This window comes from Streptomyces sp. NPDC007264, from assembly GCF_042869095.1.
Classification (GTDB): Bacteria; Actinomycetota; Actinomycetes; order Streptomycetales; family Streptomycetaceae; genus Streptomyces.
In genome coordinates this window covers 395368-419304 of the sequence record NZ_JBIAFD010000007.1, presented here as the reverse complement: position 1 = coordinate 419304, position 23937 = coordinate 395368, and the positions used below count along the sequence as shown (strand labels likewise).

17 protein-coding genes are annotated in these 23937 nt (G+C 69.0%); 5 read left to right on the top strand and 12 right to left on the bottom strand.

Features of this window, described 5'->3' with window-relative positions; all coding sequences use genetic code 11:
• Positions 1-22: 22 nt before the first annotated feature.
• The 3 genes from ACFYMU_RS15325 to rpsO all read right to left on the bottom strand — a co-directional run bounded on the left by ACFYMU_RS15325 (position 23) and on the right by rpsO (position 4248).
• The gene (locus ACFYMU_RS15325; RefSeq protein ID WP_388372877.1) at positions 23-1402 is read right to left on the bottom strand and encodes a M16 family metallopeptidase; all 1380 of its coding nucleotides are present in this window, start codon (positions 1400-1402) and stop codon (positions 23-25) included.
• Positions 1399-3636 carry a polyribonucleotide nucleotidyltransferase gene (locus tag ACFYMU_RS15320; RefSeq protein ID WP_388372875.1) on the bottom strand — a complete coding sequence of 746 codons (2238 nt, stop codon included), beginning with the start codon at positions 3634-3636 and terminating at the stop codon, positions 1399-1401. The genes ACFYMU_RS15325 and ACFYMU_RS15320 overlap by 4 nt, the downstream gene beginning before the upstream one ends.
• A gap of 324 nt (positions 3637-3960) precedes the next feature.
• Positions 3961-4248, bottom strand: coding sequence for a 30S ribosomal protein S15 (gene rpsO, locus ACFYMU_RS15315; protein ID WP_388372873.1), 288 nt, complete (start codon positions 4246-4248; stop codon positions 3961-3963).
• Between the two features lie 411 nt (positions 4249-4659).
• Between rpsO and ACFYMU_RS15310 the strand changes: the two genes are divergently transcribed.
• Positions 4660-4956 (top strand): DUF397 domain-containing protein, encoded by a 297-nt coding sequence (locus ACFYMU_RS15310; RefSeq protein WP_388372871.1) that lies wholly within the window; start codon positions 4660-4662, stop codon positions 4954-4956.
• A 59-nt stretch (positions 4957-5015) separates the two neighbouring features.
• Here the strand turns inward: ACFYMU_RS15310 and ACFYMU_RS15305 are convergent, their stop codons facing one another.
• Both ACFYMU_RS15305 and eccD read right to left on the bottom strand, forming a co-directional pair.
• Entirely contained in the window at positions 5016-6485 is a 1470-nt protein-coding gene (locus ACFYMU_RS15305; RefSeq protein ID WP_388372869.1) for a PQQ-binding-like beta-propeller repeat protein, read from the bottom strand.
• 190 nt (positions 6486-6675) lie between these two features.
• Entirely contained in the window at positions 6676-8181 is a 1506-nt protein-coding gene (gene eccD, locus ACFYMU_RS15300) for a type VII secretion integral membrane protein EccD (RefSeq protein WP_388372926.1), read from the bottom strand.
• Between the two features lie 218 nt (positions 8182-8399).
• On the opposite strand from eccD, the gene eccCa reads away from it, so the two are divergent.
• The 4 genes from eccCa (at position 8400) to ACFYMU_RS15280 (ending at position 15762) form a co-directional block, all read left to right on the top strand.
• Positions 8400-12359, top strand: a complete 3960-nt coding sequence (eccCa, locus tag ACFYMU_RS15295; protein ID WP_388372867.1) for a type VII secretion protein EccCa — start codon at positions 8400-8402, stop codon at positions 12357-12359.
• A gap of 124 nt (positions 12360-12483) precedes the next feature.
• Complete coding sequence (locus tag ACFYMU_RS15290; RefSeq protein ID WP_388372865.1) at positions 12484-12930, top strand: hypothetical protein; 447 nt, start codon at positions 12484-12486, stop codon at positions 12928-12930.
• 5 nt (positions 12931-12935) lie between these two features.
• A complete protein-coding gene (locus ACFYMU_RS15285) occupies positions 12936-15113 on the top strand; it encodes a hypothetical protein (RefSeq protein WP_388372863.1) in 2178 nt (725 codons plus the stop codon).
• Between the two features lie 91 nt (positions 15114-15204).
• Positions 15205-15762, top strand: coding sequence for a hypothetical protein (locus ACFYMU_RS15280; protein ID WP_388372861.1), 558 nt, complete (start codon positions 15205-15207; stop codon positions 15760-15762).
• A gap of 492 nt (positions 15763-16254) precedes the next feature.
• On the opposite strand, the gene ACFYMU_RS15275 is transcribed toward ACFYMU_RS15280, so the two are convergent.
• The 7 genes from ACFYMU_RS15275 to eccB all read right to left on the bottom strand — a co-directional run bounded on the left by ACFYMU_RS15275 (position 16255) and on the right by eccB (position 23781).
• Positions 16255-16557, bottom strand: coding sequence for a WXG100 family type VII secretion target (locus tag ACFYMU_RS15275; protein WP_388372859.1), 303 nt, complete (start codon positions 16555-16557; stop codon positions 16255-16257).
• A 79-nt stretch (positions 16558-16636) separates the two neighbouring features.
• On the bottom strand, positions 16637-16978 hold the full coding sequence (locus ACFYMU_RS15270; protein ID WP_388372858.1) for a WXG100 family type VII secretion target: 342 nt from the start codon (positions 16976-16978) through the stop codon (positions 16637-16639).
• Between the two features lie 152 nt (positions 16979-17130).
• Positions 17131-18396: a S8 family serine peptidase gene (locus ACFYMU_RS15265; RefSeq protein WP_388372857.1), complete on the bottom strand. Its 1266-nt coding sequence runs from the start codon at positions 18394-18396 to the stop codon at positions 17131-17133.
• 28 nt (positions 18397-18424) lie between these two features.
• The gene (locus ACFYMU_RS15260; protein ID WP_388372855.1) at positions 18425-20116 is read right to left on the bottom strand and encodes a hypothetical protein; all 1692 of its coding nucleotides are present in this window, start codon (positions 20114-20116) and stop codon (positions 18425-18427) included.
• Entirely contained in the window at positions 20116-20550 is a 435-nt protein-coding gene (locus ACFYMU_RS15255) for a hypothetical protein (RefSeq protein WP_388372853.1), read from the bottom strand. The genes ACFYMU_RS15260 and ACFYMU_RS15255 overlap by 1 nt, the downstream gene beginning before the upstream one ends.
• A gap of 374 nt (positions 20551-20924) precedes the next feature.
• The gene (mycP, locus tag ACFYMU_RS15250) at positions 20925-22208 is read right to left on the bottom strand and encodes a type VII secretion-associated serine protease mycosin (protein ID WP_388372851.1); all 1284 of its coding nucleotides are present in this window, start codon (positions 22206-22208) and stop codon (positions 20925-20927) included.
• 46 nt (positions 22209-22254) lie between these two features.
• On the bottom strand, positions 22255-23781 hold the full coding sequence (gene eccB / locus ACFYMU_RS15245) for a type VII secretion protein EccB (RefSeq protein WP_388372849.1): 1527 nt from the start codon (positions 23779-23781) through the stop codon (positions 22255-22257).
• Between the last annotated feature and the right edge of the window lie 156 nt (positions 23782-23937).

The window sequence follows — 23937 nt, the reverse complement described above, 5'->3', positions numbered from 1 at the left end:
ACTTGTCGAGCCTGTCGACGGCCTACGCGACCGCGTCGTGCAGACGGGCCGCCTGCTTGTCCCTGAGCGGGCCGATGACCGACAGCGAGGGCCGCTGCCCCAGGACGTCCCGGGCCACGGACCGGACGTCGTCCGGGGTGACCGAGGCTATCCGGGCCAGCATGCCGTCCACCGACATCTGGTCGCCCCAGCACAGCTCGCTCTTGCCGATCCGGTTCATCAGCGCGCCCGTGTCCTCCAGTCCGAGGACCGTGGAGCCCCTCAGCTGGCCGATGGCGCGGGCGATCTCGTCATCGGACAGCCCGTGCTCGGCGACGTGGTCCAGCTCGTCCCGGCAGATCTTGAGCACGTCGTGCACCTGACCGGGACGGCAGCCCGCGTAGACGCCGAAGAGACCGCAGTCGGCGAAGCCCGACGTGTACGAGTACACGCTGTAGGCCAGGCCACGCTTCTCCCGGACCTCCTGGAACAGGCGCGACGACATGCCGCCGCCGAGCGCGGTGTTCAGCACGCCGAGGGCCCAGCGGCGCTCGTCGGTGCGGGACAGGCCGGGCATGCCGAGGACGACGTGCGCCTGCTCGGTCCTGCGGGCCAGCAGTTCGACGCGGCCCGCGGTGCGGATGGCGCGGCGCCCGGCGCGCGGGGCGATGGGGGCGGCGTCGCCGCGCGTGAGGGCGCCGGCCTTCTCGAAGGCGGCGCGCACCTGCCGTACGACCTTGTGGTGGTCGATGTTGCCCGCGCACGCGACCACGAGGTGGGTCGGGTCGTAGTGCTTCTTGTAGAAGCGGCGGATGCGGTCGGCGGTCAGGGCGTTGACCGTGTCGACCGTACCCAGGACGGGGCGGCCGAGCGGGGTGTCGCCGAGCATCGTGTGCGCGAACAGGTCGTGCACGCAGTCGCCCGGGTCGTCCTCCGTCATCGCGATCTCCTCCAGGATCGCGCCGCGCTCGACGTCGACGTCCTCTTCGAGGATGAGCGAGCCGGTCAGCATGTCGCAGACGACGTCGATGGCGAGGGGGAGGTCGGCGTCGAGCACGCGCGCGTAGTAGCACGTGTACTCCTTCGCCGTGAACGCGTTCATCTCACCGCCGACCGCGTCGAGCGCGGAGGAGATGTCGAGGGCGCTGCGGCGCTGCGTGCCCTTGAAGAGCAGGTGCTCCAGATAGTGCGTGGCGCCGTTCAGGGCCGGCGACTCGTCGCGGGAGCCGACGTGCGCCCAGATGCCGAAGGTGGCCGAACGCACGGAGGGCAGGGTCTCGGTCACGACGCGCAGACCGCCCGGGAGCGTGGTCTTGCGGACGGTGCCGATGCCGTTCTCACCCTTGATGAGCGTTTGGGTACGGGCGACGGCCCGCGCCTCCGGGGAGGTGCGGGCCGTCGTCTTGAAGACGCGCGACGTCACTTGGCTGCGTCGTCCTTCGCCGCCGCGGCGTCGCCGCTGTCGGACTCCTTGTCCTCGCCCTCGATCACGGGGATGAGGGAGAGCTTGCCGCGGGAGTCGATCTCGGCGATCTCGACCTGGACCTTCTGGCCCACGCCGAGCACGTCCTCGACGTTCTCCACCCGCTTGCCGCCAGCGAGCTTGCGGATCTGCGAGATGTGCAGCAGGCCGTCCTTGCCCGGGAGCAGCGAGACGAACGCGCCGAAGGTGGTCGTCTTGACGACCGTGCCCAGGTAGCGCTCGCCGACCTCCGGCATGGTCGGGTTGGCGATGCCGTTGATCGTGGTGCGGGCGGCCTCGGCGGACGGACCGTCGGCGGCACCGATGTAGATCGTGCCGTCGTCCTCGATCGTGATCTCGGCGCCGGTGTCCTCCTGGATCTGGTTGATCATCTTGCCCTTGGGGCCGATGACCTCGCCGATCTTGTCCACCGGGATCTTGACGGTGATGATCCGCGGGGCGTGCGGGGACATCTCGTCGGGCCGGTCGATGGCCTCCATCATCACGTCGAGGATGTGGAGGCGGGCGTCGCGGGCCTGCTTGAGGGCCGCGGCCAGAACGGAGGCCGGGATGCCGTCCAGCTTGGTGTCGAGCTGGAGGGCGGTCACGAACTCCTTGGTGCCGGCGACCTTGAAGTCCATGTCGCCGAAGGCGTCCTCGGCACCGAGGATGTCGGTCAGGGTCACGTAGTGCGTCTCGCCCTCGATCTCCTGGGAGATCAGGCCCATGGCGATGCCTGCGACCGGCGCCTTCAGCGGCACACCGGCGTTCAGCAGCGACATGGTGGACGCGCAGACCGAGCCCATGGAGGTCGAGCCGTTCGAACCGAGGGCCTCGGAGACCTGGCGGATCGCGTACGGGAACTCCTCGCGCGCCGGCAGGACCGGGATCAGGGCGCGCTCGGCGAGCGCGCCGTGGCCGATCTCGCGGCGCTTCGGGGAGCCGACGCGGCCGGTCTCGCCGGTGGAGTACGGCGGGAAGTTGTAGTTGTGCATGTAGCGCTTGCGCGTCACCGGGGAGAGGGTGTCGAGCTGCTGCTCCATGCGGAGCATGTTCAGCGTGGTGACGCCCAGGATCTGGGTCTCGCCGCGCTCGAAGAGGGCCGAGCCGTGCACCCGCGGAATGGCCTCGACCTCGGCGGCCAGGGTGCGGATGTCGGTGACACCGCGGCCGTCGATGCGCTTCTTCTCCTTGATGACGCGCTCACGGACCAGGGCCTTGGTCAGCGAGCGGTACGCGGCGGAGATCTCCTTCTCGCGCCCCTCGAACTCCGGCAGCAGCTTCTCGGCGGCGAGCTGCTTGACGCGGTCCAGCTCGGCCTCGCGCTCCTGCTTGCCGGCGATGGTGAGCGCCTGGGCCAGCTCGGGGCGGACGGCGGCGGTCAGCGCCTCCAGGACGTCCTGCTCGTGGTCGAGGAAGATCGGGAACTCGGCGGTCGGCTTGGCGGCCTTCGCGGCGAGGTCCGCCTGTGCCTTGCACAGGACCTTGATGAAGGGCTTCGCGGCCTCCAGACCGGCGGCGACGACCTCCTCGGTGGGCGCCTCGGCACCGTCCTGGACGAGCTTGACGGTGCGGTCGGTGGCCTCGGCCTCGACCATCATGATCGCGACGTCGCCGTCCTCCAGGACGCGGCCGGCGACGACCATGTCGAAGACGGCGTCCTCGAGCTCGGTGTGGGTGGGGAAGGCGACCCACTGGCCGTTGATCAGCGCGACGCGGACGCCGCCGATCGGGCCGGAGAAGGGCAGGCCGGCCAGCTGCGTGGACGCGGACGCGGCGTTGATGGCCACGACGTCGTACAGGTGGTCGGGGTTGAGCGCCATGATGGTGGCGACGACCTGGATCTCGTTGCGCAGGCCCTTCTTGAAGGAGGGGCGCAGCGGGCGGTCGATGAGCCGGCAGGTGAGGATGGCGTCCTCGGAGGGACGGCCCTCACGGCGGAAGAAGGAACCGGGGATCTTCCCGGCCGCGTACATCCGCTCTTCGACGTCGACCGTCAGCGGGAAGAAGTCGAGTTGGTCCTTGGGGTTCTTGGACGCGGTGGTGGCCGACAGGACCATCGTGTCGTCGTCCAGATAGGCCACGGCGGAGCCGGCGGCCTGCCGGGCCAGGCGGCCCGTCTCGAAGCGGATCGTACGGGTGCCGAATGAGCCGTTGTCGATGACGGCTTCGGCGTAGTGGGTCTCGTTCTCCACTAGCGTTTTCTCCTCGTCTTCGTCCCTGGCTGCCCGTGTGGCAGGGGGACGGTGGCGGAGAAGCGCTCCATCTGGTGCGGGCCGGTCTTCGATCGAAGCACCCGGGGCTCGCTTCCCCCCGGGGGCCACTACCGAGGACCGGCGGCGGCGAGGTGCGCTCCTCCTCGTTCGGTGTGCGGGACGGCGCCCGGCATGTCCAGGCACTGTCACACTGCGTCGTACGTATTGCGTTCTGCTACCACACTACAAAGCGGCGGTGACAGTCCGCACGTACAGCAAAGGGAGCGGTCCCCTTCGCGTGGGAACCGCTCCCTTCACGGCGTCCTACTTGGCGCCCGCCGCACCGCGACGGATGCCGAGGCGGTCGACCAGCGTACGGAAGCGCTGGATGTCCTTCTTGGCCAGGTACTGCAGCAGGCGGCGGCGCTGGCCGACCAGGATCAGCAGACCACGGCGGGAGTGGTGGTCGTGCTTGTGGGTCTTGAGGTGCTCGGTCAGGTCGGAGATGCGGCGGGACAGCAGCGCGACCTGGACCTCGGGGGTGCCGGTGTCACCCTCCTTGGTGCCGAATTCGGCGATGATCTGCTTCTTCGTAGCGGCGTCGAGCGACACGTGTACTCCTCGTGGGTCTGTCTTCTGAGTGCCACCGAGTGCCCCTGGTCGTCTTCTCAGGGGTGCTTCCGTGACTCGGGAGGCGGGATCCGCTGGGCGCTGCCTCCAGACCCCTGAACACCCCTGCCGCAGGGCTGGGGCCGGGCTCCGGAGGTGCGTACACAAACGGCCGTCCGACAGCGTACCAGCCTGGACGGACGCTTCTGTCCGCGGCCCAGGCGTGACACGAAAAGACGTGACACGAAAAGGCATGGCACGAAAAGGCATGGCATGAACATTGCCACCGGCTGTGACAATCGTGCGACACTCTGTCACGGGACCGTCGTCTCCGTCCACTGGCAGACGGCGTCCGGCGACCACAAGTAATGTGGTCGATCGCTCGGTGGCACATCGCGAAAGGACCACTCCACCATGGCCGATGCGCTGGAGAACGACGTCAGGGAACGGAAAGAGCGGGAGAAGAACGAGCTCTACGCCCTCGACATCTCGGGGGTCCAGTGGCACGGCGCGCCAGGGACCGAGGAGCACGAGGAGCGGGTCGAGATCGCCTACCTGCCGGGCGGCGCCGTGGCCATGAGGTCGTCCCTGGATCCCGACACCGTGCTGCGGTACACGGAGGCGGAGTGGCGGGCCTTCGTGCTGGGGGCACGGGACGGGGAGTTCGATCTGGAGCCCGCGCCGCACAACGGCGGGCTCGCGGCGGAGTGACCGGACCAAGGGGAGGGGCGGCACGTGCCGTCTTTCCCCTCGGTCCGCCGCGGCGTCCGTCAGTGGGCCAGCCCGGCGCTCCCGAGACCGATCGCCGCCTGCGCCTTGTGCCACTTTCCGTCGGCGGTCAGCTCCCGCTTGGCGAAGAAGACCCTGCCCTGCTCGACGACGATGTCGGACCGTTCCGGATCGCTCAGGTTCCCGTCCTCGTCGTCCGGGAGATGGAAGAGCAGGAACGGGGTCTCCTGGTCCGTGCGCGCATCCCAGGTCACCACGGCCGACGGTTCGATGTCGCTGTAGCTCTGCCGGTACACCAGGAGCCGGTCCCCGCTCATCCGCAGCGGCACGACCGGTTCCATGGGACGCCCGTCGAACTTCCGTACCGTCTTCCCGGTCCTGCGGTCGAAGGCCATGATCCAGTTCTCCGGCTGGTCGATCTCGCCGGTCTCTTTGCTCGCGACGTAGACCTGGTTCTCCCCCACGACCATTCCGTCGCAGTGCTCCACCTCGCCGAAGTACCCCGCCCCGAAGTACCGGTCGCCGCACTTGGGGTCGTAGTGCCCGTTGACGGAGATCGTCGCCAGGTGTCTCCCCCGGCGGTCGAGCGTGATCAGATCGGTGACCAGGCTGTCCCCGGCCGCGACGGCGAGCACCGGCGGGTCCGACGAGGGCAGGTAGACGTCCTGGACGCCGCCCGCGACCTTGTACGTCCACTCGGTCCTGCCCGTGCGCGGGTCGAGCTTCTGCACCTCGTAGGTGGTGTCGGGGGACCCTCCGCAGCTTTCCAGGGCGAGCAGCACCCGTCCGCCGGCGAAGCCCTTGTCCTCGCACTTGGAGACGGTGGTGCCGTTCCAGAGCTGCCTGCCGTTCTTCATGTCGTACGCGACCGAGCCGCGCCCCCAGGCCACGGCCACCACGCCGCGGGTCAGGGTCAGGTTCGTGTTCGTCACATAGGCGAAGTCCGCCGATGGCATCTTCTTCTGCCAGAGCTTCTTGCCGGTGTTCAGGTCGAAGAACACCACCTCGTCGCAGACGCCCGCCGCGCTGGTCCCCTTGCGCCTGCCGGGCTGGACGACGACCGCCGTACGGCCGTCGACGGTGACGTGATCGCTGGTGGCGCAGATGTGACCGTCCAGTTTCAGGGTCCACGCCTTCTCGTCGTAGTGGGGCTCGATCTTGAGGCCCACGATGGTGTCGGCGATGCCCTTGGCGAAGACCTTGCCCGTGGCCCAGGTGCCGGGCGCGTACCGCGGTGCGGGGTCGGAGGACTTGGGGAGGCCCTCCTCGGAGTGGTCGATCACCACCTGGCCCTCGGGGCTGACGGGGATCTTCTCGACGGTCTGCCTGATCTCGTCCGGGGCCGCCGCCGTCGCCCTCCCCCCGGCCGGCGCGTCCTCGCCCCGGTCGGACAGCAGGAGCCAGCCGCCCGCGGACACCACGACGAGCAGGACGGCCGCCCCCGCGCCGAACAGCCGCAGGCGGCGCTTCCTGCGCTGGTCGTCCGCCGTCAGCGCGGATTGTGTGTACATCGATGGAGGCGGGCCGAAGCTCACGCAGAGAATCCTTTCTTCGACGACTGCCGCCCTTCGGCAGCCGTCACCGAGCCGTGGAAGCACAGGTGCCGTGGAAGCCCGCGCGCGGTGAGAACGCAGGTGCCGTGCAGGCACGGGTTCTGTACGAGCACACGCGTCGACGTGGTGGCGCGTGGAACGGGCTGGGTCAGCCGGTCATGGACCGGACCGTCGCGTACACGTCGAAGACGGCGAGCGCCAGCGGCACCAGGGTGAGCAGTACGAAGCCCTCGGCGATCTCCAGGAAACGCCCCCAGAAGGGGGTCAGACCGCGGCGCGGGACGATCAGGCCGATCGCGGTGACGAGCGCGGCCGCCGCCGCGATCGCCGCGACGAGCCAGACCGTGCGGACGTCGAGGCCGGTACGGTCGCCCCTGAGCGCCGCGCGGATCAGGGAGTCCGGCGGGTCGAGCGCAAGACCGAGGCCGAGCAGCACGAGGGAGGCGAGGCCCCCGCCCAGGACAGCGGCCACCTGAGCGGTGTAGCGGAAGAGGTGTGCGCGCATCGACAGCGCGACGCCGGTCGCGAAGGCGAGCAGTTGGGCCCGGACGTCGCCGGAGAAGCCGAGGACGGCCGAGGCCGCGACCGCGGTCACCGCGCAGCCCCCGACCAGCCCGACCAGGAGTTCGTGGCCGCGCCGGGCCTGGGCGGCGACGCGCTCGGCGTCGACCGGCTCCTGGGGAGCGGGGCCCGTGCCGTACGCGCTGCGCGGGGCGGTTTCCGGGGTGTCGAAGCCGATCGGCAGACGGGCGAAACGCATCGACAGGCCCGGCAGGAAGGCCAGGGCTCCCACGGCGATCGGCGCGCACAGCGCGGCGGTCTCGGATGCGGTCCAGTGCCGAAGGGTCGCCGCGAACACCACGATCAGGCCGATGGCGGACGCGAAGACGACGGCGACGAACGGGCCGTCCCCGCTCGGCGAGCACAGGGTGAGGAGGACCGAGGCCAGGAGCACCGCCGCACAGGCCAGAAGGAACTGCAGCTTGCCGATGCCCTGCCCGTCGGCGAGCGGCAGGAGCCCGGAGCCCGCCACCCCCATGTTGGGCAGAGCGCCGAGCCCCAGGGCGACGGCCGAGGCACGGTCGTCGTAGATCCGGGCCCGTACGCAGGCGAGCGCGACCAGGAGCACGCCGGCGACCGAGGCGAGGATGCCGGGCAGGCCGTGCATGTCGTGGCGCGGGTCGGCGGTCCAGGCCACGAAGGCCAGCAGCACCGGCAGGACGCCTCCCCCGACGAGGCCCGCGACCCGGGTCAGGTCACCGTCCCACAGGGTGTGGTCCCGTGTGACGGCCGAGGCGACCGCTTCGGACACGTCGTCGAAGACGGCGGGCGGCAACGACTCGGAGAAGGGGCGCAGGGCGAGCAGTTCGCCGTCGAGGACGCGCTGCGCGGCGAAGGACCGGGAACTGTCGAGGACGGTGCCGTCCCGGCGGACGAGGTGGTAGCCGACCGGAGCGCCCTCGGCGGGGCTCTGCCGGGACAGCCGCAGGATCTCCGGACAGACGTCGGCGACCGGGATGTCGTCGGGCAGCGCCACGTCGATCCGGCTGTCGGGCGCCACGATCGTGACCCGGCAGAAACCGAGCCCCGTACCCGCCCCGGCAGTCCCTCCCGTACCGGGCCCCCCTCCGGTGACCGCCGTGGAGGCCGTCATGCTCACCTGCTGCTCCCCCCGTGCTCGTCCCGCGTCTGCGGCGTCGGCGATGTCCGCGACCGGGCCTCCGGCCCAACTCGTGTGTGCGCACGCGAACATCCGGCACCCTACCGCCCCCCTGTCCGCCGTGCAGTCAGTAGGATCACGCGGCGGCCCGCGTCCGCCTGACACGGGGTGGCGGACGAACTCCCGGGGCCCGCCGAGGGAATTGGTGCGCAGTGAGCCACATCGTCGTGAAGCGTCCACCTCGGACGCTGCCGTCCGAAGTGCCCACGGGTGAGATCGTTCTGCAGCCTCCGCCCGAGTTGCCACGGGGCCACCGGGAGAGCGTCCTGATGCAGTTGCTGCCGACGCTCGGCATGGGCGGCTCCGTGGTCTTCTTCTTCACGAACGGACAGCCGTTCATGAAGATCATGGGCATGGTGATGATCGCCTCGACGGTGGCGATGTCGATCGCCATGGTGATCCGCTTCCGGCGTGGTTCGCAGGGGCAGTTGGCAGACATGCGCCGCGACTACCTGAGCTACTTGGCGCAGACCCGGCGCGCGGTCCTGGACACCGCGAGGACGCAGCGCGACGCCCAGTACTACCTGCACCCCTCCCCCGACCAGCTGTGGGCCCTGGTCGCCGAGGGCAGCCGCGTGTGGGAACGGCGCCCGGCCGACGAGGACTTCGGCCAGGTCCGCATCGGCCTCGGCGCGCAGACGCTCGCCACCCCGCTCGTCGCACCCGAGACCGTCCCGGTCGAGCAGCTGGAACCGCTGACGGCAGGCGCCATGCAGCGCTTCCTGGCCGCTCACGGGACCCTGGAGGGCCTGCCGATGGCGGTCTCCCTGCGCGCCTTCTCCCACGTCGCCATCAGCGGTGACGCGCGGTCCGCACGGTCCTCCGCGCGCGCCATGACCGCCTCGCTGGCCGCGCTGCACTCCCCCGAGGACCTGATCGTCGCGGTAGCCGCGGGACGGGAGGCGCTGGCGCACTGGGAGTGGGCCAAGTGGCTGCCGCACGTGCAGGCACCCGATGCCGTGGACGGTGCGGGAAGCCGACGGCTGATCGGCGGCGGAACCCGCGAGTTGGAGAACCTGCTCGCCTCACGGCTGACCGGCCGCCCGCGCTTCCACCCGAACGCCACGCCGCTGCCCGACGAGCCGCACATCGTCGTCGTGCTCGACGGTGTCTCCCCGGGCCCGGACTCGGTCCTGGCCGACCCCGAGGGCCTGCAGGGCGTGACCCTCCTGGAGGTCGCCCCCGGTGAGCCGACCGGCACCCGCGGTGACCTCTCCATGGTCGTGCACCCAGGCGCACTGCATCTGGAGTCGGCGCACGGCGCGGTCTACGAGGGCACTCCCGACGCACTGTCCCACGAGTCGGCCGAGGCCCTGGCCCGTCAACTGGCGCCGCTGCGGGTCGCTTCCGGCGGGGACGACGAACCGCTCCTCGCCAACCTGGAGTTCACCGATCTGCTCAACCTCGGGGACGCGGCGTCGGTCGACACCAAGCGCACGTGGCGGCCGCGTTCACTGGCCGAACGGCTGCGCGTACCGATCGGCGTCGGCGAGGACGGCCGACCCGTCATGCTGGACCTCAAGGAGGCCGCGCAGGAGGGCATGGGCCCGCACGGCCTGTGTGTGGGTGCCACCGGTTCCGGCAAGTCGGAGCTGCTGCGCACCCTGGTGCTCGGTCTCGCGGTCACGCATTCGTCGGAGACCCTGAACTTCGTGCTGGCGGACTTCAAGGGCGGTGCCACCTTCGCCGGCATGGCGGCGATGCCGCACGTGGCCGCGGTCATCACCAACCTGGCCGACGACCTCACGCTGGTCGACCGCATGGGCGACTCCCTCCGCGGCGAGCTCAACCGCCGCCAGGAGATGCTGCGCGACGCGGGCAACTACGCCAACATCCACGACTACGAGAAGGCGCGGGCGGCGGGCGCGCCGCTGCAGCCGATCCCCTCCCTCGTGCTCGTCATCGACGAGTTCAGCGAACTGCTGACGGCGAAGCCGGACTTCATCGAGATGTTCGTGCAGATCGGCCGTATCGGCCGCTCGCTCGGCGTTCACCTCCTCCTGGCGTCCCAACGGCTGGAGGAAGGCCGGCTGCGTGGCCTGGAGACCTATCTGTCGTACCGGATCGGGCTGAGGACCTTCTCGGCTGCGGAGTCACGGGCGGCGCTGGGCGTCCCGGACGCCTACCAGCTGCCGAACGTCCCGGGTTCCGGGTTCCTGAAGTTCGGCACGGACGAAATGCTGCGCTTCAAGGCCGCGTACGTCTCCGGCGTCCACCGCCCGAGTGGGCGGCAAGGGACGCAGGGCGGCGGATCGCTGCCGGTGGACCGGCGGCCGGTGCTGTTCACGGCGGCGGAGGTACCGGTCCAGCACGTGCCGGTGCCGCGGCAGCCTGCGCAGCCGTCGGACGTCGACGAGGCGCTCGCGGAGACGGTGCTCGACGTGATCGTGCGCCGGTTGGAGGCACAGGGCCCGGCGGCGCACCAGGTGTGGCTGCCGCCGCTGGACAGTCCGCCGTCGCTGGACGAACTCCTGCCCGGGCTCACGGCGGTGCAGGGCCGCGGGCTCACACAGCCCGGCTACGACGGCGCCGGCCGCCTGATCGTGCCGGTCGGCCTGGTGGACAAGCCGTACGAGCAGCGCCGCGACGCCCTCTGGGTGGACTTCTCCGGAGCGGCGGGCCACATGCAGATCCTCGGCGGCCCGCGGTCCGGCAAGTCGACGCTGCTGCGCTCGCTCATCTGTTCCTTCGCCCTCACCCATACGCCCCACGAGGTCCAGTTCTACGGCCTCGACTTCGGCGGTGGGGGCATGGCGGCGGTGGCCGGCCTGCCTCACATGGGCGGGGTGGCCTCTCGCCTGGACCCGGAGCGGGTGCGGCGCACGGTGGCCGAGGTGTACGGCGTGCTGACGCGCCGTGAGGAGTACTTCCGCTCGTCCGGCGTCTCCTCCGTCGCGGAGTACCGGGCCCGGCGGGCCCGCGGTGACATCTCGGTCGCCGAACAGCCGTGGGGCGACGTCTTCCTGGTCATCGACGGGTGGGGCAACTTCCGTGCCAAGTACGAGGCGATGGACCAGGTCGTCCTCGACATCGCGGCGCGAGGACTCGGCTACGGCGTCCACCTGATCCTGACGGCTTCGCGTTCCATGGAGATCAGGGCCGCACTCAAGGACCATCTGATGAACCGCCTGGAGCTGCGGCTCGGCGACACGATGGATTCCGAGCTGGACCGGAAGGTGGCCGCCAACGTCCCCGCGGGCGTGCCCGGCCGCGGCCAGTCGCCGCAGAAGCTGCACTTCATGGCGGCGGTCCCGCGCATCGACGGCCTGAGGTCCGACACGGGCCTCGCAGACGCCACGCAGGCACTGGCGACGGAGGTCGCCCGGCACTGGCAGGCGCCCGGCGCGCCCGAAGTCCGTCTGCTGCCCCGCGAGTTCCCGGCCGGGCAGCTGCCCGCGGGCGACCGCTTCCCGCAGCGCGGCGTCGCGTTCGCACTCGACGAGGACGCCCTCGAACCGGTCTTCGTCGACTTCGACCAGGACCCGTTCTTCCTCGTCTTCGGCGAGAGCGAGTCGGGCAAGTCGAACCTGCTGCGGCTGCTGATCAAGCGGCTGACGGAGCGGTACTCGGGCGACGAGTGCAAACTCTTCGTCGTGGACAACCGGCGTTCCCTGCTGGACGTGACGCCGGCGTCCCACCTGGCGGAGTACATCCCCATGTCCAACGCCATGGACCACCACATGACCGCCCTGGCCAACCTGATGCAGCGCCGCACGCCGACCGCGGACGTCACGGCACAGCAGCTGCGGGACCGCAGTTGGTGGCAGGGGCCGACGGTGTTCGTCGTCATCGACGACTACGACCTCGTGTCGACATCGAGCGGCAACCCGCTGGCGGGGCTGACCGACCTGCTGCCGTTCGCCCGGGACGTGGGCGTGCGGTTCGTGCTCGCGCGTTCCACGGCCGGCGCAGGGCGGGCCTCGTACGAGGCGTTCATGCAGCGGATCAAGGAACTGGGCGCCCAGGGCGTGGTGCTGGCGGGCGACCCCGGGGAGGGGGACGTCCTCGGCGGGGTACGACCGCGTCCGATGCCGGCGGGGCGGGGGGTCTTCGTCTCCCGGCGGCGGGGAAGACCGTTGGTTCAGGTGGGATGGGTGGCCGAGGGGGCGTAGGGGGTGTCGTGCTTGGCGTCGGAGGACGTCCTCCGCGTAGCGTTGCGGAGCTGTCGCGTTCGACGGACGGTCTTCACGGGGACACGGGACACGGGACACGGGGACACGGGGAAGGGGTCCACGCATGGCGTGGGAGGAGTGGGAGCGGCTGAAGGCCGAGACGGCCGAGCAGCGGTCCACGCGGATGCAGCTGAACCAGTACCCGGCCGATCAGGGCGGGGACGGTACTCAGGGCGACCTGGTGGCGGGTCATCAGGATCTTGAGGCGGTCGGCAAGGCGGCCCACGACCTCTTCGAGGACTTCACGGCCTACAGCGGGCACGCACGCGTGGCCTCCGCCGCGGCCGCGGGCGGGCTCAGAGGCGAGGGTTTCGCTCTGGGAGCCGCGCTGGAGCATGTGACGGAGCGCTGGAGCGAGCAGTCGAAGACCCTGCTGGACGCCTGTGCCCACATCTCCAACCACCTGCGCTTCACCAGGAACCAGCACGCTGCCGACGACTCGTACATCTCGGGTGCGGTCAGCGGCATCGCCGCACTCGACGAGGGCTTCGACGACAGGAAGGGCCACTGACGCCGATGGACCTCGACGCACTGCGCCACGGCGACTTCTCGAAGCTCGGTGAAGCGGTCACCGACTGGGAACAGATGACGAAGAAGCTCGCGGACCTGCAGAAGGACGCCGAGAAGAACCTCAAGGCGAAGGCGGACAGGGCCAAGTGGGCGGGGGTCAACGCCACCGTCACGCGCGAGTTCATCGCCAAGACCGCCGCCGAGTTCGCCGACGCGCACACCCAGGCCGACTCCATCACCAGGATCCTCAGCGACACCCGTGGGGAACTCATGGGTTACCGCACACAGCTGAACGAAGCGATCGCGCGCGGCGCGCAGCAGAACCTGACCGTGATCGACACCGGCGAGGGCACGTTCACCGTCACCGGGAACACCCGGCCGGACTGGGCGTCCGACCCCAGCGGAAAGACCGGTGCGACGGACCAGAGGACGGTGGACGCCCTCCGCGACGAGATCCAGGACATCCTGAGCAAGGCGACGCAGAGCGACAACAGCGCCGCGAAGATCCTGCGACTTCTCGCCGACCAGGCCAAGTACGGGTTCACCGATGCCTCGTACAGGGACCGGGACGAGGCGGCCAGGGCCCTCGCGGACGCGGAGAAGCTGGCGAGGACGGCCAAGGATCCGGCCGGCATGACCCTCGACGACATCGCCGACTTCAACCGCACGCTGGAGAAGTACCACGACGACTCCCTCTTCGCCGAGCAGTTCGCGACGCATCTGGGAGCCAAGGGGACGCTCCAGTTCTGGACCGAGATGACCTACGCCCATGCCGGCGCGAGGGGCTCGGAACTGGCGACCATGAAGGACCTGCAGACCAGCCTGGGCCTCACCCTGGCGACGGCGTCCTTCTCGGACTCGGACGCGATGGAGGACTGGAAGAAGGAGCTCATCGCCGAGCGCAACACCAACTTCCGTGCAGCGGGCTCACCCAACCCCGTCGGCGCCCTTGGCTCCCAGGTCATCAGCAGTCTTCTGCGCCAAGGCCAGTTCGACACCGAGTTCCTCGACGACTACCGCGAGAAGCTGTTCAAGGCGGACCGAGGAGCGGGGAGCGCGGGCACCCACGACCTGTGGGTCAAGGGGTACGACAGCCTGGACCTCGTCTTCGGTGACGGCAATGGGCGAGACCCGTTGAAGGGCCTGTTCGAGGGCCTCTCCCACAACCCCGAGGCGGCGGTGCACGCGTTCCAGTCCAAGACGGACCTGGACCACATGCTCGGCACCACCGTGTACACGGACCGGGGAGCGTCCCTCGGACATGCGCTGGAAGCCGCCGTCACCGGAGTCGCCGACGGCGACTTCACCTCCGCGGCGCCGCCGCACAGTGCGACGCAGGTGCAGATCATGGCGAACATCATGAAGGCAGTGGCACAGCCCGGCGGAGGCGCCGACCTCGTGGCCAAGGGCCTGGGCGACAGCTTCGGCAACATGGCGGCTTCTTATATGCCGGAGATCAGCCAGAAGCTGGCAGGCGATGGCGCGGAATCCATCTTCCTTACACATAGCGAGGACTCCGGGGGCCTGGGGAAGGTTCGAGATGTGGCGAGATTCCTCTCTTCCGTGTCCGAGAATCCCGAGGGAAGGGCAGGGATCATCCTCGGTGAAGGCATCTACACCAGCGGTCTGATTGAATCACATCTTGCAGATCCTTCCCTTTTTGATGGCCCCCGTGACCAGGTCCTCGAGCGTATCGGCGAGAACGCAGGTGTCATTGAAGGTATCGTCGCTCATTCCGTGGCCGACGGTGAAGTTAGAGCAGCTGTCCAAGGCGAGACGGACTACAACGACGCCTTGAAAGCAAAGGGAGATATTGCCAAGACCTGGATTGCAGTCGGTATGACCTTTGTTCAGGTCCCTGCGGAATACGGAGGGGCAGCCATGGGGGCTGTTGTCGGAGGAGGCATCGGAGCCGTCGCCGGAGCAGCCGTTGACCATTTGATCGACGGCCAGAAATTGAACGGCAGCCGTGACGAAGCCCTGTATCGCAGCGCGGATGATCTGTATGAGGCCCGTAACTCAGTCAGCAAGCAAGCACAGTGGGCGACGGAAGAAAGCATCGATCGATATCGGATCAATCTTCCCAAGCAGGCAACCAAAGACCTGATGCGTGATGCGGTGAACGATGGCTGGGACGCCAGCAGTGAGTTCCTGAGCCATACGAAGGAGCGCCCGAATGGTTAGGACCAGGGAATGGAGTCGATACAATGCTAAAGGGTTCCTTGTCAGCTTGACGGCTCTCTGCCTTGTGGGCATCGCCGCTTGGTTCGGATACGTGCAGTTCTTCACCAAGGGGCTCGAGCACCTGCACGCCAAGATATGCGACGGAGCTGTTGAACGGAACCTGGTTGTCCAGTTGCTGCCGCCAGCACGATCGGCCGAGGAGGGCTCCGAGCACCGCAACTCGGGGGATCGCCTCACCTACTACTGCCACGTCGTCACCAGCAGTGATTCATCACTCTGGGGCGAAGCACGGGTACGCCCCGTCTCCAAGACGGACTGGCTCGACGGTTATCGGGGCAGCGGGGGCGACAACTCGATCATCCGCACCTCGATCGATGGCATCGAGGCCCTGGCCCAACTTGATGGCGAGCAGGCGGCGGTGTACGTGGCCTGTGTACCTCCCGCTGTCCCCTCCTACAACGCCTCTGAGGACTACGCGGTCATCACCAGGGTGGAGGCCAGCGGAGACGTCAAGGCGACCGGCATGGCGCTGCGTCAAGCTCTGACCGACTTCGCCTATCGACTCACCAAGCATGCCTACGGGTTGGCCGAATGCAAGGTTCCCCGCAACTTTCCCGAAGAGCTGCCCCGCTACAAGGGCAGCCGATGACGGGACGAGATCGCAGAGGATCTCGACGGACGCGGGGGTTCCAGTGGCTGACAGTCTGCCTGCCCTCAATCGACACGATGCTTCGTATGTCATCCGCTACGGCGCCAGGGAGCGCGCCAACCCGGTGGCTGAGTGATCAGATCATGGAGCCCACCTGGCAGACCTTCTTCGTCCGGTCTCAGCTCACCCACGCAGTCGAATCCGGATGCGGCTGGTCCGCACGAGTCACGAAGTGCGTGCGCTCGAGAAGCAGGGGGGAGGTCACCCGAGTCGAGATTCGCCGAGGCTTCAATTTTCGTCGGAGTACTCGCGCGAGCCGACCAGCGCTATCACCCACGCAGTGACGATCAAACGTGGCGACAGTGGCCGCCTTGAACTCCGGCTGCCCCCTACCCGGCCGACATGTGCCGCGAACTTGCCGAGCAAGGCTGGACAGCGCAGGGTGGGCACCTCCCGTGCGTGCCCACCCCCGCTTCCGCGACGTACGCGCTTCTACATGAAGTAGCTCGCGCCCTTCAGGTCCCCGCCCCGGTAGTCACCGCCGGCGCTGTGGACCCGCTGCGAGATCTGGACCAGCGCCGAGTGGATCGCCCGGGCGTGGCCGTCCCACACCTGGGCCTTCTTGGCGAACTCGTCGTGCGCGTCGCCGCCCCAGCCCGCGGACACGTGGAGCACGGCCTTCTTCAGGGCTTCGAGGTCCTCCTCGAGCTTCTTGGCCTGGTCGCCGAGCTCGGTGGCGAGCGCGTCCAGGGTGCCGTATTTGACGGCAAGGTCCTCGTAGTGGGCTCCGGACATGTTTCCCTCGTTTCGTTGACGTTTTCAGCCGGACGTGGCGGCCCGAACGACGGTGCGGCTCAGTCCCGCCGATGGCTCGTCAGTAGCTGTTGAGCGCCGACGTCTTCCCACCGAGATCGTCGACCGAGATCTTGGCCATGTCGGCCTGGATCTGGTCCTCGAGGTTGCGCTTGTCGGTCTTGGTCATGTGGATGCCCTCAAGGAAGTCGTCGAGCATCTTGCCGATCCCGACCATGTGGGTGTTGATCTCCGACTGCTTCAAGTTGAACGCGTTGGCGCCCTGACCCGTCCACGCCCGCTCGATCATGTCGATCGTTCCCTGCAGCTTCGCGAGCGACTGTCTGATGCTGTCGTATCGATCGATGACTTCCGTCTGGAGCCTCTGAACCTGACCTTCGTCAAGCTTGCGGCCGTCAGCCATTTCGGCATTCCCTTCGTGAGAGCTGTGGTTCGTCTCCGCGCGTCACCGAGGGGGCGCCGCGCAGCTCACCGCACTTCCGCACAGGTTGGACCCGCCGACGCGAGACCCGTCCTGCGTGACTGGTCAGTTGTGCGTGAGTCATGCGTGGAACGTCATACACCTCGCCGTGAACGGATCACCGCGAACACACCGCCCCCGATCACCAGCGCGGCCGCCACGGCTCCGAGGGCCACCCACATCGTCGTGTTGTCGGAGGTGTCGGAACTTGATCCTGCAGCCGAGGTCTGGCCACCCGCAGGTTTCTTTGCCTCTTGGGACGAGGCCGAGGCGGCGGCAGAAGGTGAGCCGCCCGTGACGCCCGCCGCGTTCTCCTTGGCGAGCGGGTCGGTGGCGGCCGCTCCAGGGCTGAAGTCCCTGCTTTCGAGTACCTTGCGGGGACGGATCAGCCCGTAGCCGAGGTATGTGCTGGGCTTGTCCTCGGGCCAGTCCCGTCCGGCGGTGTCGATCAGGCTGGCGAGTACCTGATTGGCTGTCCAGTCAGGGTGGGCCGACCAGATGAGGGCGGCGGATGCGGAGGCGATGGCTGATGCCTGGCTTGTTCCCTTGCCTGTGCAGTACGAACCGAAGGTCTTGTCGCACCAGCTCGGTATGTTGAGGCCGGGAGAAGCCAGGTCGACGTAGTTGCCGTGATCCGAGAACTTGGCGACGGTGCCATTCTCGTCCGAGGCCGCAACGCCGACAACATAGGGATACGCGGCCGGATAGTCGACAAGGCTCTTCACCTCCCCGTCGTTACCAGCGGCAGCAAACATCAGCTTTCCTTTGGACCAGGCGTACTTGACAGCCGCCTCTTCCTCGGAGTCGTCGCCCGGGCTGCCGAAGGACATGTTGATGATCTTGGCATCGCTGTCAGCAGCGGCTCGGATCGCCTCCGCCGAGCTGGCGGTCTTCTGCCTTTCCCGCTTGTCTTTCAGATCGTCGAACACAATTCGGTAAGGGACAATCTTCACCCCGGGAGCAATACCTTTCAGGCCGTCGCCCGCGCCTGTGCCAGCGATCAGTTCCGCCATAGTCGTCCCATGGCCGGAGTAGTCCTTCGATGCTCCGTACGCCACAGCATGCGGTACCTCGTCAATGAGTACCTGCCCCTTCAAAGAAGGAGTGTCAGGTTTGACGCCCGAGTCGATGACCGCGACCTTGACCCCCTTGCCGGTACTCACCCTCCACATCTCGTCAGCCTTCATCGCCGACAGGTACCACTGCTTGGACTGGACATCGGCGGCCGGCGCGTTCGGAGCCACACCTGCAGACAGGACGGCGAAGGCACCAAGTGCTGAGCAGACCGCGGAGACGCGCAGGGTGTTCCGTCTTACGAAAGGTGTGCTCCAGATGCCGTGTCGACTGTTCTCTGGCACCATGCCTCTGTCTGTCCTCACTCTTGTCCGGTCAGTCCGTCGCCGACGTCTCATCGCGCCGCTCGTCGTGCCGCGAGCGAGCCGCAACTCGGTCCCGGGCTCCCACCCGGCCGGGCGTCACGTCGGCGCCGCCGGGCGTGCGCCCTCCGTCGCGGGCTCCGGGTCGGTCCTTCGGCGTTCCGACCACGCTGGCAGAACCGCTGACAGGTCTGCGAGACGTCTGCCCCTTACCCGTCGTCGATCCGGGCGCCCCGATCACCCCACGCTGACCGGGCCTCTCACCCGTGACGGGCGAGGCGGGTACGTGCTCACCGCCGATGACCGTGCCACGCGGCACTCTGGGCCCCTTGGCACCAGAGCCGTCCCCGGTGACAGGCTTCCCGCCGACGACGCCGTCGGTGGTTCGAGGGATGCCGGCACGCCGGGGGTTCGTGGCGCCAGTGCCCGTTACGGAGCCCCGTGGCGCACCACCAGCGTGTCCGGCTGCTGTTGCCCCAGCCCTCGGCGTCCCCCCTACCACGCCTCGCCCTCCAGGGCCGGCCACACGGTCATCTGCCTGCCCAGGTACGGAAGTACGGCCCATCTGCCCCGTGGGACCGGTTCTTGTGCGTCCTGCCGCGGCGCGGCCCGGCGGGGTGCTGACCCGCCCTTGAGCCGAAGCGGGGGCCTTGGTCCCTGCGGTACCCCCGAACCCGGAGGTGCGCCCCACCGGCCCTCGCACGGCTGGGGGGACGGCAACGGGAGCGAAAGGAGGAACGGTTCCCACTGGCGCCACGTTGGGACCTGTCGTGGACGGTGGAGTGACGAACCCTGGCTTCAGGGTCTCCTGCGGCGGCGATGTGCCGACGCTGTCGACCTTCGTACCCACGTGCCGGTCAGGGCTTGGGACGGAATCGTCCACCCCCGTGGTAGACGGCGATGGGGCATTCGGCTGCGGACGCTCGGCCGAAGTACTCACAGAGCGATGACGCACGCCTTCCGACGTACGTGTACCCGAAGGCAAGTGAGCCTCCCCGGGGGGAGGAGGCTCAACCCCCCTGTCGCCCTTCGGCTCCGGAACCCCCACATCCGGCATCTTCGGGAACACCGGCTCCTCGGCCGCCTGGATCGTCCCGCTCGACACCGTGTAGTACGACGCCAACCGGTACATCTGGTTGATGGCTTCCTGTCGGTGGCTCTCCGCCTTCACCGCCGCCGTGTACTCGTCGTTGGTGTCGACCCGCTTCGCCTCGGGAATGTCGTCGACCGTCCTGGGAGCGGAGCGGGTGTCGCGTGGCGGCATCGACTTGCGTACCGAGGCGAGTCCGGAGCTCGCCGCCATGACCTGCGTGCCCACCACGTCGGCGTAATCGGCGAGCGCGAGGGCCGTGGTGACCAGGTCGTTGCCCCAGGTGGAGAACGCGGTGCGGGCCTCGCCCTCCCAGTCGACGCCTCCCAGGTTGGTGCTCAGTTCGTCGGCGGCCTTGCTGATGGCGTCCCGAGCGTCGACGAGAGCCGTGCCGGCGTTCTCCAGAAGCTCCGGATTCGCGGACTCGACGATGTCGATCATCTCGTTGAGGTCGTAGTCCTCGAAGCTGGTCCGGCCGAAGTGGAAGCCCTGCTTGGGTCCCCAGGGGTTGATCACCCCGGTCATACCCATGACCGTGTCGAGGGTGCCGTTCTGCCGGACGGCTTCCTGGTGTTCCGCCTTGTGGAGGTCCGGCTGCTTCCCGTCGCCGCTCATCAGTACCCCGCGTCGGTGTGGTCGGCGTTGTTGTCGCGCTCGATCCGCTCGTTCAGCATCTCTTCGCGTGCCTGGTTGACCTCGGTGCGGATCTCGTGGAATCGGTACCGAAGGTCTTGTTCGAGGTTGTCGAAGGTGACGTCCACGCCGTGGACGGCGATCTGCATCGCCTCGAGCTGGAGGCCGAGGGACTTGGACAGTGACGTGATGCGCTCATGGACACGCTCGTACTCCCGGTGGAGCGCCTTCGCTTCCGGGAAGTCGCCCATGCCGAACGCGGTCTCCGAGAGTCTGTGAGCCGCGACCTTCGACGAGCCGCCGGCCGAGTTCTCGAAGGCGGTGAGCAGGTCGTCCACGCGCTTCTTGAACGTCGACAGCGCCATCAGACCACGCCGCACATCGGCAGCGCCCCCGCCCGTGTCCGCAGGAAGCACGATGCCTTCCCTCCCCGTTTTCGTCGCCCGCTCCGGGCGACCGCACCGCTCAAACGTTCGCGCCCGCAGCCAGAACACTCTAGTCTCTCGCACTGACAGCCCCAACTGGCTTACCGGACCGGTGTGTCACAACCCGACGGGACGTCAGTTCATCGCCTCGATGTCTCACGGCTCGCCGCGTCACTGCTTTCGCCGCGTCCGCGCGGCCTCTCCGTGCAGCCTCTCCGCCTCTCCTGCACTTGACAGCAGGTCGGTGCCGGTCACCGCTCCCTTAGTACGGGTACTCAGGGAGCGGTGACCCAGGTGCCCGGCTGAGACCGTGTCTCAAGAACGATCCGGCCACGTTTGCTCGTGCACGCGGTGTCCGGCTGCCCTCAGGTGCCGGACGGAGCAGAGGGCGACCGCCGTCGGGCCCTTCTGCGCGCGTCCCGTATCGCCACCGCCCCGCCCGCCAGGCCTGCCACCGACACCGCCGTGCCGACCGCCACGTACGTGGCCAGGCGTGCGTTGCGTTCGTCCGGTGTCTCGCCGAGGCGGAGGGGTGGAACGTCGGGGCCTTCGGCCTCCGTCAGGCCCTCCTGGGCCTGGGGGGACTCCACGGGTTTCGCGGGGTCCACGTCCGTGAGGGCCTTGACCGGATCGATCACGCCCCAGCCGACCAGGGGGTCGTGGCCCGCGATCGAACGTTCCGCCGTCTGCTCGATCTGGGCCACGATCTCGCGGGCCGTCCACTGGGGGTATTTGGACTTCAGGAGGGCGGCCACCGCCGCCACGTAGGGCGCCGAGAAGCTGGTGCCGTTGTTCGGGCAGTGGCCGCCCCCGGGGACCGTGGAGATCACGTCGACGCCGGGGGCCGCCACGCCCACGAAGTCCCCCGACTGGGAGAAGGGCGCTCGTTCGTTGTTGCGGTCCGATGCGGCCACCGCCAGGACACCCCGGTACGAGGCCGGGTAGGTGACCTTGCGGTTGCCGCCCAGGCCGTCGTTGCCCGCCGAGGCCACGACCACGACCTGTCGGCCGAGGGCGTAGTCGACCGCCTGCCGCAGCCGGGGGTCGGGTTCGACGGCGTCGGCCGTGTCCTGGGAGATGTTGATGACGCCTGCGCCCGCCTGGACCGCGTAACGGATGGCGGCCGCCAGGGTGGCGGCCGTGCCGTCGCCCTCCGCGTCGTTCTGTTTGATGGGGATGATCGTCGCGCCGGGCGCCAGGCCCACGAAGCCCGTTCCCTTGGCGGGCCGGGCCGCGATGATGCCGGCCACGCGGGTGCCGTGGCCGACGGTGTCGGTGGTGCCCCGGCTGTCACCGCGGTCGATCTTCTCGCCCTTGGCGTTCTCGGGAGGCAGGTAGTTCCTGCCTTTGGACGCGTCGACGGCCTGGGCGAGTTGAGGGTTCTCGGTGTCGACTCCGGTGTCTATCACGGCCACGCTGACGCCCTTGCCCGTGGACTGGGCCCACAGTTCGTCCAGATTGACGCGTTGCAGCGCCCAGGGGCGGCCTTCGTATCTCTTCGCGGGAACGGTGCACTGGTCACCGCCGTCCGCGCGGGCCTGCACCGGCGGCAGGGCGAGCACCGAAGCCGCCGCCATGAGCGCCGTGGCGGCGGTAGCGACCGCGGCGCGCGTCGTGGCGGTGGGCGGCTGTTGCCCGGTGCCTCTCATGAGGTGGCGCTCCCGCATGGCCCCCTGCTCCCTGCCGGTCGTCGTCTCAGGAACCCTGCGGCTGCCGCGCCGCCGCCTCCGACAGCCGCGGGCCGGTCGGCAGGAACGTCGACCACTCGGCCGGGATCGGCGCCGGGTCCACGTTCGCGTATCCGAGGCGGGTCTGGGCGATCCTGGACTGGTTCAGCTCCTCCTTGCGCTGCTGCCCGGAGGTGCCGATGCCCTGGTCGTCGGTGGCGCTGTCGCTGTTGGACTGGAGGGCGTAGCGCAGGCCCGTGTCGGTGACCAGGAAGACGCTGCCCGCCTTCGTCTCGGTGCCCTTGAACTGGCGGAAGAGCTGGCCCGAACCCGGAGTGACGTACGCACTGGTCGAACCTGCGGCCGGCACGGCCGGGAAGGCGGTTCCCGCCCATGTGCTCAAGGTCGTGGAGCCGTCCTCGTGATCGACGTCGCGCAGGACGTTGCAGACGGTGTTGCGGCCGCCCCCCGTGGCGGAGGCGTCGTTGACGGCGGTGGACTTCTCGGTCGGCCACCTGTGGTCGGTGCCGAAGGCCGCCCCGGGCTCGATCGCGCCCGGGCTCACCTCCTGCGGGTGTCCGGCCTGGCCGAGCCTGACGAGGTCCTCGCCGGCCAGGAGCAGTTCGGCGACGAAGTCGGAGACGGGTGCGACGCGGCCCCGCAGGACCACGTAGTACTGCTCCTTGGTGTTGACCGGTGCCCGGAGGACCATGCCGACACGGTTGGCCCGGGCGTCCAACTGGCCGGGGGCCCCGGCCGCGGCGCCCGGTGCACCGCTGATCGTCGGAAAGGTGATCGGATCGCCGGTGTGGAGGGTCTCGATCCACTCCTGCGTCACCCGCTGGGGTTCACGGTCCGCGCCGACGATGGTGCTGAGCAGCAGCTTGTCCGTAGAACTCACCTGGTAGGCCGTTCCGCGCGCGTCGACGACATAGCGTGTGCCGTCCGGTGCGACCACGTACAGCAGGTCACCGCCGTGCAGCTTCTGCCGGCGGCCCTCGGTCTTGTGCCGGTCGCGGGCGGCGAGGACGAACGCGGCCTTCTGGACGGTCCTGCCGCCGGGACTCGGGCGCTCGCAGACGGCCCAGCGCTTCGCGGCGCCCGCCTCCTCGTCGGAGGGCAGCCGGTCGGGGGCGTACGGAATGCCGATGGTGACGCCGTGCGGGATCCTGCCGTCGTCCAGGACGGACTCGTCGACGGTGACGACGTCGCCCTTGCCGGTGTCGAGGACGAGCTTGGCGGAGGCCATGTTCAGGACCGGGTGGAGCTGGACCGTCCTGCCGGTCTTGAGCACGACGTAGCGCGTGGTGGACTCGCTCGCGATGATCACTTTCTCGCCGGGGACGTCCCAGCCCCGCGGCGCCGTGGGTTCGAACATCCCCCAGGCCCCGAACACGGCCATGACGACCGCGCCCACGACGACGCCGGGCAGCACCGCGCGCAGCGGTCTCGGTGCGCCTTCCTCCGAGCCGTCGGGCGACGGCTGCAGGAAGGCTGCGAGCATGCGGCGCTTCGCGAAGGTGTAGGCGTTGAGCTGGTCCCGCCGAGATGCCATCTGTGCCCGTCTCTCCCCGTGGTTCTCGCGGACGGCGCCCGGGGGTCACCTTCCCCCGCCTCCGTTGTCGGACCCGCCCCCTACTATGCCTGGTACGAGGACGCCTTCCCGGAGCGGGTAGGGTACCTGGGCCCTCAAGGGCCTTTCGCGGTGGTG

Coding starts and splice junctions, on each gene's coding strand:
- ACFYMU_RS15310 (WP_388372871.1), top strand. CDS start 4,660: ATGGCCGATGCGCTGGAGAACGACGTCAGGGAACGGAAAGAGCGGGAG.
- ACFYMU_RS15305 (WP_388372869.1), bottom strand. CDS start 6,485: ATGTACACACAATCCGCGCTGACGGCGGACGACCAGCGCAGGAAGCGC.
- eccD (WP_388372926.1), bottom strand. CDS start 8,181: ATGACGGCCTCCACGGCGGTCACCGGAGGGGGGCCCGGTACGGGAGGG.
- ACFYMU_RS15290 (WP_388372865.1), top strand. CDS start 12,484: ATGGCGTGGGAGGAGTGGGAGCGGCTGAAGGCCGAGACGGCCGAGCAG.
- ACFYMU_RS15285 (WP_388372863.1), top strand. CDS start 12,936: ATGGACCTCGACGCACTGCGCCACGGCGACTTCTCGAAGCTCGGTGAA.
- ACFYMU_RS15275 (WP_388372859.1), bottom strand. CDS start 16,557: ATGTCCGGAGCCCACTACGAGGACCTTGCCGTCAAATACGGCACCCTG.
- ACFYMU_RS15270 (WP_388372858.1), bottom strand. CDS start 16,978: ATGGCTGACGGCCGCAAGCTTGACGAAGGTCAGGTTCAGAGGCTCCAG.
- ACFYMU_RS15265 (WP_388372857.1), bottom strand. CDS start 18,396: ATGGTGCCAGAGAACAGTCGACACGGCATCTGGAGCACACCTTTCGTA.
- ACFYMU_RS15260 (WP_388372855.1), bottom strand. CDS start 20,116: ATGAGCGGCGACGGGAAGCAGCCGGACCTCCACAAGGCGGAACACCAG.
- mycP (WP_388372851.1), bottom strand. CDS start 22,208: ATGAGAGGCACCGGGCAACAGCCGCCCACCGCCACGACGCGCGCCGCG.
- eccB (WP_388372849.1), bottom strand. CDS start 23,781: ATGGCATCTCGGCGGGACCAGCTCAACGCCTACACCTTCGCGAAGCGC.